Source organism: Janthinobacterium sp. C22, from assembly GCF_057919405.1.
Genome location: NZ_CP193659.1, coordinates 4879735 through 4893991, shown reverse-complemented (window position 1 = coordinate 4893991; position 14257 = coordinate 4879735). Strand labels below are relative to the sequence as shown.

Below are 14257 nucleotides of genomic sequence, written 5' to 3'. Positions count from 1 at the left end.
CTGCAAGTGCGTCAGCCAAGGGCGCGCAGATTCCGCGCATGGAAGCGCACGTGCTCTTCCATGAAGCTGGCGATGAAGTAATAGCCGTGGTCATAGCCGGCATGGCGGCGCAGCCGCAAGGGCTGGCCGGCATCGCGGCACGCCGCTTCGAATACCTCGGGGTACAGTTGCTCGGGCAGGAATTTGTCGGCCAGGCCCTGGTCGATCAAGATGCCTTCGGGGAATAGTGGCGGCCGGCCCCGCAGGCCACGCATCAGCGCGCTGGCGTCGTACTGCTGCCAGCTGGCCGCGTCACTGCCCAGGTAGCCCGTGAATGCCTTTTTGCCCCACGGACATTGGCTCGGCGCGGCGATGGGGGCGAAGGCGGAGACGGAGCGGAACAGCGCAGGATTGCGCAAGGCCAGCACCAGCGCGCCATGGCCGCCCATCGAGTGGCCGAAAATGCCCGTGCGTTGCGCATCGATCGCCAGTTCCTGCTCCAGCAAGGCGCGCAATTCCAGGATATAGCTGTACATGCGGTAGTGGCTGCTCCAGGGCGCCTCGGTGGCATCCACGTAAAAGCCGGCGCCCGCGCCGAAATCCCAGGCATCCGTCTCGCCCGCGATATTCGCGCCACGGGGGCTGGTGTCGGGGGCGATCAGGATCAAGCCTTCTTCGGCTGCCACGCGCTGCGCGCCGCCCTTGATCATGAACGTTTCTTCCGTGCAGGTCAGGCCCGCCAGGTAAAACAGGGCGGGGCGTTTGGCGGTGACGGCGCTGCCCGGCGCCGTGTCGGGAATGAAGGCCGAGAAACGCATGGGCAAGCCGATGGCTTGCGCGTCGTGGCGATAAAAGCGTTGTACGCCGCCAAAACAGGCGTGTTCACTCAACAGTTCCAGCATGAATTCTCCTCGTTAATTGCACAGTATAGCCAGAGCGGCGCGCGGCCGGCACGGGATCAGCCCAGCATGGCCGCTAATGCAGGCAGGATGTCCTGTGCCGGGGCATCGGTCTTGAATGCCAGCAAATGGTCGGCGCGCGTCTTGCCCATGTTGATGGCGGCCACGGGCTTGCCCGTTTCGGCCGCCATGCGGCACAGGCGAAAGCTCGAATACACCATGACGGACGAACCCACCACCAGCAGGGCGCTGGCCGCATGCATCTTGCTTTCGGCCTCGGCCGCGCAGGCGGCGGGTACGCCATCGCCGAAAAACACCACGTCGGGCTGCAGGGTGCCGCCGCAGCGGGGACACGCAGGCACGTGGAAGGTGGCCAGCTGCGATGGCTCCAGCAAGGCGTCGCCGTCGGGCGCCGGCGTGGCCGTGGCGCCCAGCATCTGGGGATTGTCGCGTTCGAGCTGATCCTGGATCAGACGGCGCGTGTGGCGGGCCCGGCAATCGAGGCATACAACGCCATGTATGCTGCCATGCAACTCCGTGACGGCGGCGCTGCCTGCCTGCTGATGCAGGCCATCCACGTTTTGCGTGACCAGGCCGCCGATCTGCTGATGCCGTGCCAGTTGCGCGATGGCCAGGTGGCCGGGATTCGGCGTGGCGCGCGCCAGGGTGGGCCAGCCCACCATGCTGCGCGCCCAGTAGCGGCGGCGCACGGCTTCCTGGCGGCGAAAATCGGGGCCTTGCACGGGGGCATTGCCGCGCCGCACGCCTTCCGTGTCGCGGTAAGCTGGTATGCCGGACGCCGTGCTGATGCCGGCGCCCGTCAGCAGCAGCACGTCGGGATGGCGCTGCAGGAACTGCGCCAGCTGCTTGAGGGCGGGATCGTCGCTGGCGGGCTGCTGGCTGGATGAGGGAAAGTTGTGCATGATGCGCCATGCTAACCGAAAAGCGCGGCGCCGTTGCATGGGCAACATTTATTCCAGCTTCATGCCGAAACGCTGCAGCCGCGGCTGCCAATGCTCCTGGATATCGGCCGAGACGAGGATGCGCTCGGCCTTGCCGATCAGCAATGCACGGGGCACGAAGCCGAAGTAGCGCGAGTCGGCGCTGTTATCGCGGTTATCGCCCAGCATGAGGAAATGGTCGGCTGGCACCGTCACGGGGGCGAAGCTGCGGGCGGCGCCTGTGATTTGCGGCAAGACCTGGATGCGGTGCTGCTCGGTCTGGTTGCGTTCGCTGATGCGCTGCGCCGTCAGCTGGCCCAGGTGGGCGATGGTTTCGGGCGCCGTATCGAGCGCCGTGTACTGGGCGGGCTGGCCATTGATGACCAGCTGTTCATTGCGCATTTCCACCGTGTCGCCGGGCAGGGCGATGATGCGCTTGATCAAGCGCGTGCCGTCTTTCGGCGAGGAAAAGGTGACGATATCGCCGCGCTGCGGTTCGCCCAGGCGCTGCAGCACGATGTCGGTAAGCGGCACTTTCAGGTTGAAGGCGAGGCGGTTGACGAAGACCACGTCGCCCTCGAGCAGGTTGGGACGCATGGATGCCGACGGGATGGGATTCCAGTCCGCCACGGCCGTGCGGAACACGCCGAACAGCAGGAGAAACATCAAAAAACCTTTGTTGGCGCGCATCCATGTGCTCATGTCGGCTCTTTCGCTGGGCTGTGCCCGTGATGGGGAAGGAAGGCGCCCTTGCCGCTGGCGCCATATCACGATGCACGGCGAGACTGAAGCCAGTCTTAAATGCGCCGCATGCGCTGGCCGATGTTGCGTGCAGGCGTCACCCCGTCAGTCTCATGGATGCCGGCATGGCGCATGCGTGTCGTCGCTGCCGTTGTGCAGGCGCTTGCCGTGCATTTCATCCCACAGTTCGCCCAGCGCCACCAGCAAGCCGCCGGCCACGAAGGGGATTGCCACCAGCCATGGCATGCTGTCGAGCCAGGGGCCCAGCAGGATGGCCGAGGCCACGGCGATGACGATGGCGCTGTACCAGAAGCGGTGCGGGTGCTGCAGGGTCAGCAGGTACTGAAAGTTGTTCATAAATCCTCCTTGGTGAGCAAGTGGAACAGCCTGACGGCCAGAATGGTGCTGACGGCAACGACGATGCAGCCGTCCAGAAAAAACAGCACTTTGCCAACCAGATGCATGCCCTGTACGAGATAGACCGGCAGTTCCTGCGTTTCCGCCCACAGTGTGATGCGTGCCAGCACGATGGCGGCGAAGAAGATGGCGATGGCCAATGCCAGTATCAGCAGCACATGTGCGAACAGGTGTCGATGCAGTTTCATGTTGGACTTGGCAAGATATTAAAAATTCCCGAACCTTGACGTTATCAGTCCAATATCGTCCTGCTTTGTGCTGTGACAAAGTCGCGCCCAATAGGGGGAAAGTCGCGTTGACGCAGGAAAATGCCGCGTGTCAGTCCTTGGCGTTGCCGTTGCGCCGTTCAAAATACAGCAAGTCCGACCAGTCGCCCTGGAAAAGCATGGCTTTTTCCGAGCGCCCGTACTGGTGAAAGCCGTTGCGCTGCATGACGGCGACCGAGCCCAGGTTTTGCGGCCGCGCCGTCGCTTCCAGGCGCCACAGTTCCAGTGGGCCGAACGCTTCTTCCAGCAGCAGGGCCACGACGCGCGTGGCGTAGCCGCGTCCGCCAAACCGTTCGCCGATGCGGTAACCGAGCGCCGCCTTGTTGAAATACGGGCGCGTGACGGCCGTCAGGTTGACCCTGCCGATGATCTGCCCGTCCAGCTTGGCCAGGTACTGGTAGGCGCGGTCTTGCTCGCGCTCGCGCTGCGCCTGTTCGATGGCGGCGGCGATGGCTTCCTCGTGGTAGTAGGACGGCGCGCGGGCCGTGACCCAGGATTCAAAATAGGCGCGGTTGTCCAGTTCGAAGGCGAGCAAGCCGGGGAGGTCGGCGCTGGTAGGGGAAGCAGTTGGAGGCGGTCGAGGTCTGGCATGGGATCTGGTCCGAAAGAGATGCGCCATTATAATCAGCTGGCGCATTCCGCCGCACACCCGCTTGCATTCATGAAGGAGCAGCATGCTATCCCATCTCTGCCTTGGCACCAACGACTTTCCCCGCGCCTACGCCTTCTATACGGCCTTGCTGGGAGAACTCGATCTGATCGAAAAATTTCATGATCCGGCCAAGCCCTGGGCGGGCTGGATGGGGCGGCAGGCGCCGCGTCCCCTGTTCGTGCTGACGGCGCCGCACGACGGCTTGCCGGCTACGTCCGGCAATGGCCAGATGACGGCCTTGCTGGCCGCCAGCCGCGCGCAGGTGGACCGCTGCTACCAGGCCGTGCTGGCGCTGGGTGCCGTGTGCGAGGGGCCGCCCGGATTGCGGCCCCATTATCACGCCCATTACTATGGCGCCTACTTCCGCGACCTCGACGGCAACAAGCTATGCGTCTGCTGCCACGCCGAGGAGTGACTCAGCGCGGGCCCCACACCTCGTCTTCCGTCCAGCCCAGTTCCGCAAAATCCTGCGCCCGCTCGTGCGCTTCGCCGGCGCAATAGAACTCGTCGAGCTGGGGCGGCGCGACGCGCGTGCCGGCCAGCATGGCGTGCACCTGCCCCCGGTGGTGGATCTGGTGCTGGAACACATGCGCCAGCAGGCGCAGGCGCGTGTCCACTTGCGGCGTGTCGCGCAGGATCGTCACGGGCCGCGCCAGGTCAAGGTCGCACAGACTGCGGCAATGGGCGATCAGGCGCGCATCGGACGCCTGCTGCGCCGCCTGCAGCGTGGCGCAATCCGTGTACGGCTCGTCCTGTGCAAAGAAGACATAGCAGTCGGCATGGGGCGCTTCGCCGCGCAGCTCGCGCTCGAGCGCGTCGAGATAAAACCAGTCGCATGTGAGGATGTGGTTCAGCGTGAACTGGATGGTGGGAAAAAACTGACGCGCGTGGCCTGGAACTCGGCCAGGGTCAGCTGCCCGCACGCTTTCAGCAGGCGGTGGTTGGCCCAGGCGTTGTTGTACGCCTGGCTGGTGAGGTAGTGCGCAAATGGATTGTTCATGCTGGATCGCTGGTTGGGCAGGGCAGGGTTCATGTCGTGCCACTTTAGCATGTTGCGGCAGATGGACAAGGCCGGCCACGCCCGCCGCACCGGCGCTGCCGTCATCAAGTAAAATCGCGCAGCGGATTTCGCGATAGTGATGCACATAGGGCTGGAAGAATAACATGGGTTGGATAGGAAAATTACTGAACGGCGGCGACGACAAAAACAAGGCGGCGCCCCTCACGGCAGCGGCGGCGCCCGAGATGGCGCGGCAGCCGGCGACCATCGCCGAAATCGATGCCGTCTACTACCGCTGGCTGGCGGCCGCCGGTTCGGCGCAGGCGCCGGCGGAGGCGGAACGGCAGATTCTGGACGAATTGGCGCGCCTGGCCCGCGAACCGGTCGCCGGCGCCGCGCTGATACCGCGCATTCCGGCCATCATTCCCCAGTTGATGCGGACCTTGCAAGATGAAAACATGAGCGCGGCCAAGCTGTCGGCCCAGCTGGCCCAGGACGTGCTGCTGGTCGCCGAGGTCTACCGCGAAGCGAACCGGCCCTGCTACCATTCGCGCTACAACGCCAGCCCGTCGATCAACAACATGGAAGGCGCCATCATGCTGCTGGGGCAAAACGGCATGCGCATGCTGCTTGCCCGCGTCGCCTTCCGTCCCATCGTCAGCATGCAAAGCGGCGGCCTGACCATACGCACGGCGCCGCTGATCTGGCGCCAGTCCGAGAAATGCGCGCTGGCGGCCAACCTGGTCGCGCCGGCCATGCAGGCCAACGCCTTCGACGCCTATCTGGCGGGATTGATGGCCAATGTCGGCCTGGTGGTGGCCTTCCGGCTGATCGACCAGATGCATGCGCCGGATGCCTTTCCGCAATCGGACGCCTTCATTGCCCAGGTATTTGCGCAAGCGCGCATCCTGTCGGTACGGATCGCCGAACTATGGGAGTTTCCCGAGTCCGTGACGCGCGCGATCGGGCAGGCCGACGCCGATCCCCAGGCGCAGGCGCTGGCGCTGGGCGAGCGCTTGAGCAAGCTGCGCATGCTGGTTGATACGGGCCGCTTTCCCGCCGATGATCCCTTTGTGATGACGGGACTGAGCAAGGCCGAGCTGCAGGTGTTTGACAAGCTGGCCGACGACGAGGACGACGACGAGGAGTGATGGCCGCAGGCCGCTCAGCGCGCAAAATACAGCGCATGCAGGTGCTCGAGGTCGACATCGACCGCCGCCTGCGACAGCGCCACCTTACCGCTTTGCATCAGGTAGACGTGATCGGCCACGCCGACGGCGCGCGCCGTGTTCTGCTCCACTAAAATGATGGTGCGCTTGCCGTCGTTCAGGCGCGCGAGGATCTCGAACAGCTCGTTGACCACCAGCGGCGCCAGGCCCAGCGACGGTTCGTCGATGATCAATAATGACGGGTCCGACATCAGGCCCCGCGCCATCGCCAGCATCTGCGCCTCGCCGCCGGAGAGCGAGCCGGCCAGCTGGCGGCGCCTCTCGTGCAGGCGCGGGAACATGGCGTAGGCTTCGGCCAGGCGCGCCGGCATGCGGCTGCGGTGCTCCTTCGGAAACGCACCCATGATCAGGTTTTCTTCCACGCTCATGTCGCGGAATGTCATGCGGCCTTCCGGGATCATCGTGACCCTCGCGTCGCTCATCTTCCACGTCGGCGTGCCGTTGATGGCCACGCCGTCGAGCGCGATGCTGCCCGCGCCCACGGGCAGCAAACCCATGATGGCGCGCAGCAGGGTCGTCTTGCCGGCCCCGTTCGGTCCGATGATGGTGGTCAGCTTGCCCTTCCGGATCGACAGCGACACGTCCCACAGCACGTTGATGGCGCCATAGCCGGCGCGCAGATTTTCTATGTTAAGCATGCGCTGCTCCCGTATAGCTTTCGATGACGGCCGGATCGCGGAAGACGGCATCCGGCGTGCCGTCGGCGATCAGCTGGCCAAAATTGAGCACGGCCACGCGCTGGCACAGATTGCTGATGGTCTCGATGTCATGCTCGATCATGACGATGCCCACGCCAAAGGCGGCGTGCAAGTCCTTGAGCATGCCCATGAAGCGGCGCTTGCCGTTCGTTTCCAGGCCCGCCAGCACTTCATCTAACAGCAGCAGTTTCGGGTTGGTCGCCAGCGCCTTGGCCACTTCCAGCGCTTTGAGTTCCGTCAGCGCCAGTTCGCTGGCCGCGTCGCGCCCGGCCTTGTCCGCCAGGCTCGTGAAATCGAGGATTTCGTCGATCTTGCGCATGTCCACCTTGCCGGTGCCGAAGCGCTGCGCCACGACGAGGTTTTCGCGCACCGTCAGTTCATGCATCGGCTGCGGAATCTGGAAGGTGCGGCCCAGCCCCAGGCGGGCGCGCTGGTACATGGGAGTGGCCATGATGTCGCGTCCCTCGAAGCGGATGCCGCCGCTGGTGGGACGCACCAGGCCGGAAATGGCATTGAACAGGGTGGTCTTGCCGGCGCCGTTCGCGCCCACCAGGCCGATCACGTCGTGGCTGCCCACGTTCAGGGTGACGCTGTCGACGGCCGTCAGGCCGCCGAAGCGCACGGACACATTATCGAGTTCAAGCATGTGCTTTCTCCTTACCCAGCGCTTTTTTCAGCAGCGGCAGCAAGCCGTTCGGACTGAAGACGATCATCGCCACCAGCAGCACGCCCAGCACCAGCTGGTGACCCGTGGGGATCAGCGATTTGAAGATCAGCTGGTCGACCAGGTAGACCACGACGGCGCCCAGCACGGGGCCGAGTATGGTGCGGTAGCCACCGAAGATGGCCGCCACGATCGGCAAAGTCACCCACAGGCTGTTGAAGGCGTAGTCGGGCTCGAGGAAGTTGATGTAGTGGGCGTTGAAGGCGCCGAACAGGCCCGCCATGAAGGCCGACACGAGCAGCATCGCGCCTTTCAGCAAGGTGCTGTTGACGCCGACGACGCGCGTGGCGTCTTCGCTGTCGTGCATGGCGCGCAGAGCGATGCCGTAATGGCTGGCGCGGATGCGGCCGTAGGCAAAGGCGCACGCCACCACCAGGGTCAGCACCACCAGGTAGGCGCCCGTCTTGCTGGCCAGGTCGAAGCCGAAGACGGTGGGCAAGGCCGGGATATTGTTGATGCCGCCGGCGCCGCCCGTCACGGCACTCCATTCCGTGGCCAGGATGCGGAAGATGTGGGCGTAGGCGAGGATGGCCAGCGCAAAATACGGCCCGCGCAGCCGCAGCACGGGCAGCATGATGACGGCGGCGATGGCCGCGCCCGCGCCGCCCAGCAGCATGGCGGCAAACACGGGCAAGCCCAGTTTCACGGTGGCCAGCGCGGAGACATACGCCCCCACGCCGAAGAACGCGGCATGGCCGAAGCTGACCATGCCGCCCAAATTACCGAGCAGGGCCCAGGACATGGCTACGCCGCCGATGACCAGCGCCGCCACCACCATGCTCATCACATACTGGTTGGCGCCCAAGGCCAGCGGCACGGCGACATACGCGGCCAGCAGCAGGCCGGCCGTTGAAATCAGTGTCGAGCGCTTCATCCGCGCCTCCGTTGTGCGCCGAACAGGCCGTTCGGCATGATGAACAACACCAGCAGGAACAGCACCATGCCGGACAATTCCTGCAGCGCGGAGCTGGCCAGGGTGACGGTCAAGGCTTCGGCCACGCCCAGCAGCACGGCGGCGATCAGCACGCCCGGTATCGAGCCGATGCCGGCCAGCACCGTGATGATGAAGGCTTTCACCGTCAGCGCGCCGCCGTAGGCCGGCTGGATCACGCCATAGCTGAACAGGGCCACGCCGGCGAAGGCGGCCAGGATGCCGGCGACCAGGAACGAGACCAGTTCCGTGCGGCCCGGATCGATGCCCATCAGCTTGGCCGCGTCGCGGTTGCTGGAGACGGCGCGCACGGCGCGGCCATACCAGCTGGTCGACAGCCAGCGCCACAGGGCCGCCATCAGCAGCAGGCTGACGCCAAAGAAGATCACTTCGCTGCGCATGCTGAAAAACGGGCCGATCTCGAAGCCTTCCTGCAGCCAGCTCGACGAGGTCGAGCGGATGTCGGCCTTCCAGACCAGCAAAATGAAATTGGTGAGGATGACGCCGATGCCGTAGGTGAGGATCAGCGAATTGATTTCGCGGTCCTTCTTGATGCGGCTGACGATCAGGTAGACGCCGACCGATGTCAGGCTGACGATCACCAGCGCGATGGGAATGGCGAACATGGGGCCCAGGCCCAGGCCCGATTCCACGCTGTAGGCGATGTAGGCGGCCAGCAGCACCAGTTCGCCGTGCGCCAGGTTGATCACTTTCATGGTGCCGAACACCAGCGCCAGTCCCAGTGCGATCAGGGCGTAGGAGCCGCCCTGCAGCAAGCCCGAATACAGGGCTTGCAAGATTAATTCTGTCATGTCGTCATCCCGTCAGACAGCCCTGGTGCGTCGCGAAGAGGCACCAGGACCGCCGTTCATCGGTGCGCGTCCTGCGGGCGCGCGCGTGTGCAGCGGGAGGCTGCCTACCAGGGCAGGGCAGGGTAGGCCAGTTTGCCCGTCGCGTGCTCCTTCGGCCAGACGATCACCACCTTCTTGTCCTGGTGCTGCGCCATGCGGTGCACGAAGTTCTGGTTGTCGCCGTTGGCGGCGAACTGCACGCGGCCGATCAGGGTTTCGCGGTCCGTCTTGCGCATCTCGTCGGCCACGCCGCCTTTCTTCAGCGTGCCCTTGTCGGCCGCGCGCGCGATCGCTTCGAACAGCAGCATCGACTGCACATAGCCGAACTGGCCCAGGTAGTCCGGCTCCTTCTTGTACAGCTGCTTGTAGGCGTCGCTGAAGGCCTTGCCGTCGGCTGTCTTGAATTCCGTCGGGAAGGGCAGCAGGGCAGTGCCGAAGACATTCGGCATCAGGTCGGGGAAGTCGGCCGCCATCTTCGGCGTGGCCAGCGACCACACGCCCACCATGGCCTTGATCTTCGGTTTCAGCACGCGGGCGGCGCGGATGATGCCCACGTAATCGTTTTCGTAGCCGACCATGGCCACCACTTCGGATTTATCCTGCAGCTTGATCTTGTTGATGATGGGCTTGAAGTCCGTGATCGCCGGGTCGAACGAGTGCGTCGTCACCTTCACGCCCTTGGCGGCCAGGGCCTTTTCCACGTCTTTCGCCAGGCCCGTGGTGGCGTCCTTGGTCGAATACACGATGGAAACGGATTTGGCGCCCACGTCGGCTAGCAGTCCCAGCATGGCTTTTTCATAGCCGGCCGTGTTATTGATGCGGAAAAATTCTTGCGCCCGCTGGCCACCAGGCTGTCGTCCACGCCGCCCGAGGTGATGTAGACGAGGCCCAGTTTATTCGCCGTGTCCGAGGCGGGAGAGATATTGTTCGAGCCATAGCCGCCCGTGATGGCCACCACGCCCTGGCTGGCCAGCTTTTCCACGGCGGCGATGGCCTTGGCGGGCGCCGATTCGTCGTCGACGGTGATGATCTTGATGGTGTGCTTGCCGTTGGTCTTGTTGAATACCTCGGCCGCGACCATGATCCCTTCCTGCATGCCGGCGCCGACCCGCGCCAGGTTGCCCGTCAGCGGGATTTCCGCGCCGACCAGGAATTCGTCGGCGCTGGCGTGCGCCATCCAGGCGCTGGCGACCAGCGCTGCCATGGCGATGCGTGTGTAGGTGCGTTTCATCGTGTCTCCTCCGGTGATGTGGCTTGGTTTTATTGTCGGGTCTGGTACTGCATGGTCAACTTATCGTGCATTCTGCGCCATTTGCCGCAGCTGCCCCTTTAAAATCTTGCCCGTGGCGGCCGCCGGCAGCGCTTCCATGACGATGATGGCGGACGGGCACTTGTACGGCGACAGGGTCTGCGCCAGCCAGGCCTGTAATTCTGCCACGCTGGCAGGCTGGCGCGGGTCCAGCTCCACGTAGGCGATGACGTCCTCGTTGCCATCGGCCAGGGTGCGTCCCACCACGGCCGACTGCACCACGGAAGCGTGGGCGTTGAGCGCCGTTTCCACTTCCAGCGGATACACATTGAAGCCGGAGCGGATGATCAGTTCCTTGGTGCGACCCACGATGAAGAGGGCGCCGTCCGGGTCCTGGCGCGCCATGTCGCCCGTATTGAGCCAGCCGCCGTCGCGCATGGTGGCCGCCGTCATGGCCGGCTCGCGGTAATAGCCGGCCATGATGTTCGGCCCGCGTATCCACAGTTCCCCCGGCTCGCCCGGCGCCACATCCTTGCCGGCCACGTCCACCACGCGTACTTCCACGCCGGGGATCGGCATGCCCACGGAGTCGTCGCGGCGCGGCGTTTCCAGGCGCGTCTGGCTGATGGTGGGGGCGCTTTCCGTCATGCCGTAGCCATTGTGCAGCGCGGTGCCCAGCAGTTTCTCCACGTCGCGCTTGAGCGACGGCGCCAGCGGCGAGCCGCCCGCGTACGCAAAGCGCAGCCGGGTCGGCAGCGGCGTGTCGGCGCCGCCCAGGGTTTGCAGCAGCTTGGCGTACATGGCGGGCACGCCCTGCACGATGGTCAAGCCGTCGTCCTTCAGGGCCGAGAGCAGGCCGTCGACGGAAAAGCGCGGCACCAGGTACAGCGCGGCGCCCGCATACAGGGTGCCCAGGGCCACCGATGCCAGGCCGTACACGTGGGAAATCGGCAGCACGCCGTAGGCGCGGTCGGTGCTGCTCAAGCCGCGCAGGGTGCTGGAGACGGCGGCGATGAACAGCAGGTTGCGGTGCGTGAGCATCACGCCTTTTGATTGCCCCGTCGTGCCCGTCGTGTAGATCAGCGCGGCCACCTGTTCGTTGCCGGGCACCGTGTCTTCCGCGATGGCCGCCTCGTTCAAGTCGCCCGCCAGCAGCTCGCCCATGCCGTCGACCGTGGCGCTGGCCGCGCCCAGACGCGCCGCATGCGTGGCCGCTTCCGGCGAAGCGCCGGACAGGAACAGCACGCGCCGCGCACTGGAATGCATGGCGATGGTGTCGATCTCGCGCGCCGACAGCCGTGCATTGACGTTGACGATCCAGGCGTCGATGCTGGCGGCGGCAAAGATCAGCGCCACCTGCAGCGCACAGTTCTCGCCCACCACCATCAGGCGGTCGCCGGCGCGCACGTCCAGTCGGCGCAGCAGCTGCGCGGCGCTGTCCACACTGTGCCGCAGCTGGGCGTAGGTCCAGCTGCGGCCCCCTTCATGCAGCGCGGGCGCGTCCGGCGCGCGCGCCGCCCAATAGATGGGGATGGCCGACAGGCGCGCCGGCAAGTGGGCCAGCAGGGCGGGAATGTCCATCGCGGCCTCCTTCACTTTTGCGCTGCCTTGATCATGTTGCGGGCGATGACGATCTGCTGGATCTGCGTCGTGCCTTCGTAGATGCGGAACAGGCGCACGTCGCGGTAGAAGCGTTCGGCCGCGTATTCGCTGATGTAGCCGGCGCCGCCGTGGATCTGCACGGAGCGGTCGGCGACTCTGCCGCACATTTCGGAGGCGAACAGCTTGCAGCACGACGCTTCCGTCGAGATGTCTTCCTTGTTGTCGCGCCGCCGCGCCGCGTCGAGCACCATGCTGCGCGCCGCGTAGATTTCCGCCTTGCTGTCGGCCAGCATGGCCTGGATCAGCTGGAATTCGGCGATGGGCTGGCCGAACTGCTGGCGCTCCATGGCGTAGGCGAGGGCGTCGGCCAGCATGCGTTCGGCCGCGCCCACGCAGACGGCGGCGATGTGCAGCCGGCCCTTGTCGAGCACCTTCATGGCTGTCTTGAAACCCACGCCTTCCTTGCCGCCGATGATGTTCGCGGCGGGAACGCGGCAATTTTCGAAGATGACGTCGCAGGTATGCGCGCCTTGCTGGCCCATTTTCTTATCTATTTTGCCCAGGGAAAGGCCTGGCGTATCCTTTTCCACGATGAAGGCGGAAATGGCCGAGGCGCCGCGCTTGACGGGGTCCGTGCGGGCCATGACGGTAAAAATGCTGGCCTCGGGCGCATTGGTGATGTAGCGCTTGCTGCCGTTGAGGATATAGAAGTCGCCGTCGCGCACGGCCGTCGTGCGCAGCGAGGCGGCATCCGACCCCGATCCCGCTTCCGTCAGGGCGAACGAGCCGATGATCTCGCCGGCCGCCAGCTTGGGCAGATAGTATTGTTTTTGCGCTTCCGTGCCGTCGATGACGATGCCTTGCGAGCCGATGCCGTTGTTCGTGCCGATCAGCGAGCGGAAGGCGGGCGAGGTGCGGGCGATCTCAAACGCGACGCGCACTTCCTCTTCCATGCTCAGTTCCAGGCCGCCGTAGGCTTCAGGGATGGACAGGCCGAACAGGCCCAGCTCGCGCATCTGCGCCACGATGGCGGGCGGGATCGTGTCCGTCTCGGCCACCAGCGCCTCGTTCGGCACCAGCACTTCGCGCACGAAACGGGCGATGCTGTCGAGCAGGATGTTCAGGGTTTCTTCGTCGCGTATCATCGGTTTCCTCGGCGCTTTGAGTTGATCTGTCGTTGAGAGGGGGCGCGCAGTCTAACCGCGGCCCAGGTTTTTTTCCACTGTCTTGACCAGGGCCACCAGACGCGGTCCCAGGTCGGATTCGAGTTTTTCGCGCGACAGCAGGAAGGCGGGGCCGCCGCAATTGAAGGCCATCACCTGTTCGCCGTCGGCACCCAGCATGGGCACGCCCACGGCATGCACGTCGTTCTGCCACTCGCCGGCGGAGATGCAAAAGCCCCGGTCCTGGTAATCCTTGAAGCCTTGCTCGATGCCGGCCTTGATGCGCGGCCAGCGCTCCGTCTCATGTACCCTGGCGTGGTCCATCAGGTAGTCGCGTTCGGCCTGCGGCAGGATGCACAGCAGGGCCTTGCCCATGGCCGTCGTCATCAGGGGAATGCGCGAGCCGACGTCGAGGCGCAGGGTGACGTTGGCGCTGCTGCGGCACGTTTCCACGTAGACCATGCTGAGGCGGTCGCGCGTACCCAGCGACACGGACGCCTGCGCATGTTCGGCCAGTTCCTCCATCAGCGGACGCGCCATCTTGCGCACGTCGAGGTTCGACAGCATGCGGTAGCCGAGGGCCAGCACGCCGGCGCCCAGCTGGTACTTGCCCAGGTTGTCCGAATAATTGAGGTAGCCCAGTTTGGTGAGGGTGTAGGTGAGGCGCGAAATGGTGGGCTTGGGGATGCCCGTGCGCTTGGCCATGTCCGCATTCGACAGGAATACTTCGCCGGGGCGAAAGCAGCGGAGCACTTCCAGGCCCCGCGCCAGCGCGTTGACGAACTGGCGGTCCTTGCCTTCCTCGTCATCGCCGAAGACGATGATTTCCGGATCCGTTGCGGCCTGAATATTTGTCATATTTGCATTCATTTTCGAACTCCCTGGAAATCAGTTTGCCTAGCCAAATTGGACGTG

17 protein-coding genes and 1 pseudogene are annotated in these 14257 nt (G+C 64.9%); 2 read left to right on the top strand and 16 right to left on the bottom strand.

The annotated features are described in order from the left end of the window. Positions 1-11 precede the first annotated feature (11 nt). The 6 genes from fghA to ACRHIG_RS22870 form a co-directional block, all read right to left on the bottom strand. A complete protein-coding gene (gene fghA, locus ACRHIG_RS22895) occupies positions 12-881 on the bottom strand; it encodes an S-formylglutathione hydrolase (RefSeq protein WP_489628013.1) in 870 nt (289 codons plus the stop codon). Positions 882-937: 56 nt separating this feature from the next. Continuing rightward, positions 938-1801, bottom strand: coding sequence for an NAD-dependent protein deacetylase (locus tag ACRHIG_RS22890; RefSeq protein WP_489628012.1), 864 nt, complete (start codon positions 1799-1801; stop codon positions 938-940). A 48-nt stretch (positions 1802-1849) separates the two neighbouring features. Then, a complete protein-coding gene (gene lepB, locus ACRHIG_RS22885; protein ID WP_489628011.1) occupies positions 1850-2521 on the bottom strand; it encodes a signal peptidase I in 672 nt (223 codons plus the stop codon). Positions 2522-2671: 150 nt separating this feature from the next. Then, positions 2672-2917, bottom strand: coding sequence for a hypothetical protein (locus tag ACRHIG_RS22880; RefSeq protein WP_475416246.1), 246 nt, complete (start codon positions 2915-2917; stop codon positions 2672-2674). Next, a complete protein-coding gene (locus ACRHIG_RS22875; protein WP_489628010.1) occupies positions 2914-3135 on the bottom strand; it encodes a hypothetical protein in 222 nt (73 codons plus the stop codon). Before ACRHIG_RS22875 ends, ACRHIG_RS22880 begins: the two co-directional genes overlap by 4 nt. 160 nt (positions 3136-3295) lie before the next feature. After that, a complete protein-coding gene (locus tag ACRHIG_RS22870) occupies positions 3296-3862 on the bottom strand; it encodes a GNAT family N-acetyltransferase (protein WP_489628009.1) in 567 nt (188 codons plus the stop codon). A 55-nt stretch (positions 3863-3917) separates the two neighbouring features. On the opposite strand from ACRHIG_RS22870, the gene ACRHIG_RS22865 reads away from it, so the two are divergent. Beyond that, the gene (locus tag ACRHIG_RS22865; protein WP_489628008.1) at positions 3918-4310 is read left to right on the top strand and encodes a VOC family protein; all 393 of its coding nucleotides are present in this window, start codon (positions 3918-3920) and stop codon (positions 4308-4310) included. A gap of 1 nt (position 4311) precedes the next feature. Here ACRHIG_RS22865 and ACRHIG_RS22860 read toward each other — a convergent pair whose 3' ends face one another. Together ACRHIG_RS22860 and ACRHIG_RS22855 are read right to left on the bottom strand one after the other, a co-directional pair. Continuing rightward, positions 4312-4740, bottom strand: coding sequence for a DinB family protein (locus ACRHIG_RS22860; RefSeq protein WP_489630859.1), 429 nt, complete (start codon positions 4738-4740; stop codon positions 4312-4314). Positions 4741-4745: 5 nt separating this feature from the next. Next, the gene (locus tag ACRHIG_RS22855) at positions 4746-4895 is read right to left on the bottom strand and encodes a hypothetical protein (protein ID WP_489628007.1); all 150 of its coding nucleotides are present in this window, start codon (positions 4893-4895) and stop codon (positions 4746-4748) included. A gap of 164 nt (positions 4896-5059) precedes the next feature. Here ACRHIG_RS22855 and ACRHIG_RS22850 point away from each other — a divergent pair, with 164 nt between their 5' ends. Beyond that, positions 5060-6046: an HDOD domain-containing protein gene (locus ACRHIG_RS22850; protein WP_489628006.1), complete on the top strand. Its 987-nt coding sequence runs from the start codon at positions 5060-5062 to the stop codon at positions 6044-6046. 14 nt (positions 6047-6060) lie between these two features. On the opposite strand, the gene ACRHIG_RS22845 is transcribed toward ACRHIG_RS22850, so the two are convergent. From ACRHIG_RS22845 to ACRHIG_RS22810, 8 genes and pseudogenes are all read right to left on the bottom strand, one after another. Continuing rightward, positions 6061-6762, bottom strand: coding sequence for an ABC transporter ATP-binding protein (locus ACRHIG_RS22845; RefSeq protein ID WP_489628005.1), 702 nt, complete (start codon positions 6760-6762; stop codon positions 6061-6063). Beyond that, positions 6755-7468, bottom strand: coding sequence for an ABC transporter ATP-binding protein (locus ACRHIG_RS22840; protein ID WP_475416239.1), 714 nt, complete (start codon positions 7466-7468; stop codon positions 6755-6757). The genes ACRHIG_RS22845 and ACRHIG_RS22840 overlap by 8 nt, the downstream gene beginning before the upstream one ends. Beyond that, a complete protein-coding gene (locus tag ACRHIG_RS22835; RefSeq protein ID WP_489628004.1) occupies positions 7461-8420 on the bottom strand; it encodes a branched-chain amino acid ABC transporter permease in 960 nt (319 codons plus the stop codon). Before ACRHIG_RS22835 ends, ACRHIG_RS22840 begins: the two co-directional genes overlap by 8 nt. Continuing rightward, positions 8417-9289, bottom strand: coding sequence for a branched-chain amino acid ABC transporter permease (locus ACRHIG_RS22830; RefSeq protein ID WP_489628003.1), 873 nt, complete (start codon positions 9287-9289; stop codon positions 8417-8419). The genes ACRHIG_RS22835 and ACRHIG_RS22830 overlap by 4 nt, the downstream gene beginning before the upstream one ends. 104 nt (positions 9290-9393) lie before the next feature. Then, a pseudogene (locus ACRHIG_RS22825) lies at positions 9394-10559 on the bottom strand (ABC transporter substrate-binding protein). A 60-nt stretch (positions 10560-10619) separates the two neighbouring features. Continuing rightward, entirely contained in the window at positions 10620-12158 is a 1539-nt protein-coding gene (locus ACRHIG_RS22820) for a class I adenylate-forming enzyme family protein (RefSeq protein ID WP_489628002.1), read from the bottom strand. An 11-nt stretch (positions 12159-12169) separates the two neighbouring features. Continuing rightward, a complete protein-coding gene (locus ACRHIG_RS22815) occupies positions 12170-13324 on the bottom strand; it encodes an acyl-CoA dehydrogenase family protein (protein ID WP_034782861.1) in 1155 nt (384 codons plus the stop codon). Between the two features lie 51 nt (positions 13325-13375). Next, positions 13376-14200: an IclR family transcriptional regulator gene (locus tag ACRHIG_RS22810; protein ID WP_489628001.1), complete on the bottom strand. Its 825-nt coding sequence runs from the start codon at positions 14198-14200 to the stop codon at positions 13376-13378. Positions 14201-14257: the final 57 nt, after the last annotated feature.

Excerpts from the sequence above, each read along its gene's own strand:
- ACRHIG_RS22830 (WP_489628003.1), bottom strand. The coding sequence starts at position 9,289 with ATGACAGAATTAATCTTGCAAGCCCTGTATTCGGGCTTGCTGCAGGGC.
- ACRHIG_RS22865 (WP_489628008.1), top strand. The coding sequence starts at position 3,918 with ATGCTATCCCATCTCTGCCTTGGCACCAACGACTTTCCCCGCGCCTAC.
- ACRHIG_RS22835 (WP_489628004.1), bottom strand. The coding sequence starts at position 8,420 with ATGAAGCGCTCGACACTGATTTCAACGGCCGGCCTGCTGCTGGCCGCG.
- lepB (WP_489628011.1), bottom strand. The coding sequence starts at position 2,521 with ATGAGCACATGGATGCGCGCCAACAAAGGTTTTTTGATGTTTCTCCTG.
- ACRHIG_RS22820 (WP_489628002.1), bottom strand. The coding sequence starts at position 12,158 with ATGGACATTCCCGCCCTGCTGGCCCACTTGCCGGCGCGCCTGTCGGCC.
- ACRHIG_RS22815 (WP_034782861.1), bottom strand. The coding sequence starts at position 13,324 with ATGATACGCGACGAAGAAACCCTGAACATCCTGCTCGACAGCATCGCC.
- ACRHIG_RS22880 (WP_475416246.1), bottom strand. The coding sequence starts at position 2,917 with ATGAACAACTTTCAGTACCTGCTGACCCTGCAGCACCCGCACCGCTTC.
- ACRHIG_RS22840 (WP_475416239.1), bottom strand. The coding sequence starts at position 7,468 with ATGCTTGAACTCGATAATGTGTCCGTGCGCTTCGGCGGCCTGACGGCC.
- fghA (WP_489628013.1), bottom strand. The coding sequence starts at position 881 with ATGCTGGAACTGTTGAGTGAACACGCCTGTTTTGGCGGCGTACAACGC.
- ACRHIG_RS22845 (WP_489628005.1), bottom strand. The coding sequence starts at position 6,762 with ATGCTTAACATAGAAAATCTGCGCGCCGGCTATGGCGCCATCAACGTG.
- ACRHIG_RS22890 (WP_489628012.1), bottom strand. The coding sequence starts at position 1,801 with ATGCACAACTTTCCCTCATCCAGCCAGCAGCCCGCCAGCGACGATCCC.
- ACRHIG_RS22850 (WP_489628006.1), top strand. The coding sequence starts at position 5,060 with ATGGGTTGGATAGGAAAATTACTGAACGGCGGCGACGACAAAAACAAG.
- ACRHIG_RS22855 (WP_489628007.1), bottom strand. The coding sequence starts at position 4,895 with ATGAACAATCCATTTGCGCACTACCTCACCAGCCAGGCGTACAACAAC.
- ACRHIG_RS22810 (WP_489628001.1), bottom strand. The coding sequence starts at position 14,200 with ATGACAAATATTCAGGCCGCAACGGATCCGGAAATCATCGTCTTCGGC.
- ACRHIG_RS22870 (WP_489628009.1), bottom strand. The coding sequence starts at position 3,862 with ATGGCGCATCTCTTTCGGACCAGATCCCATGCCAGACCTCGACCGCCT.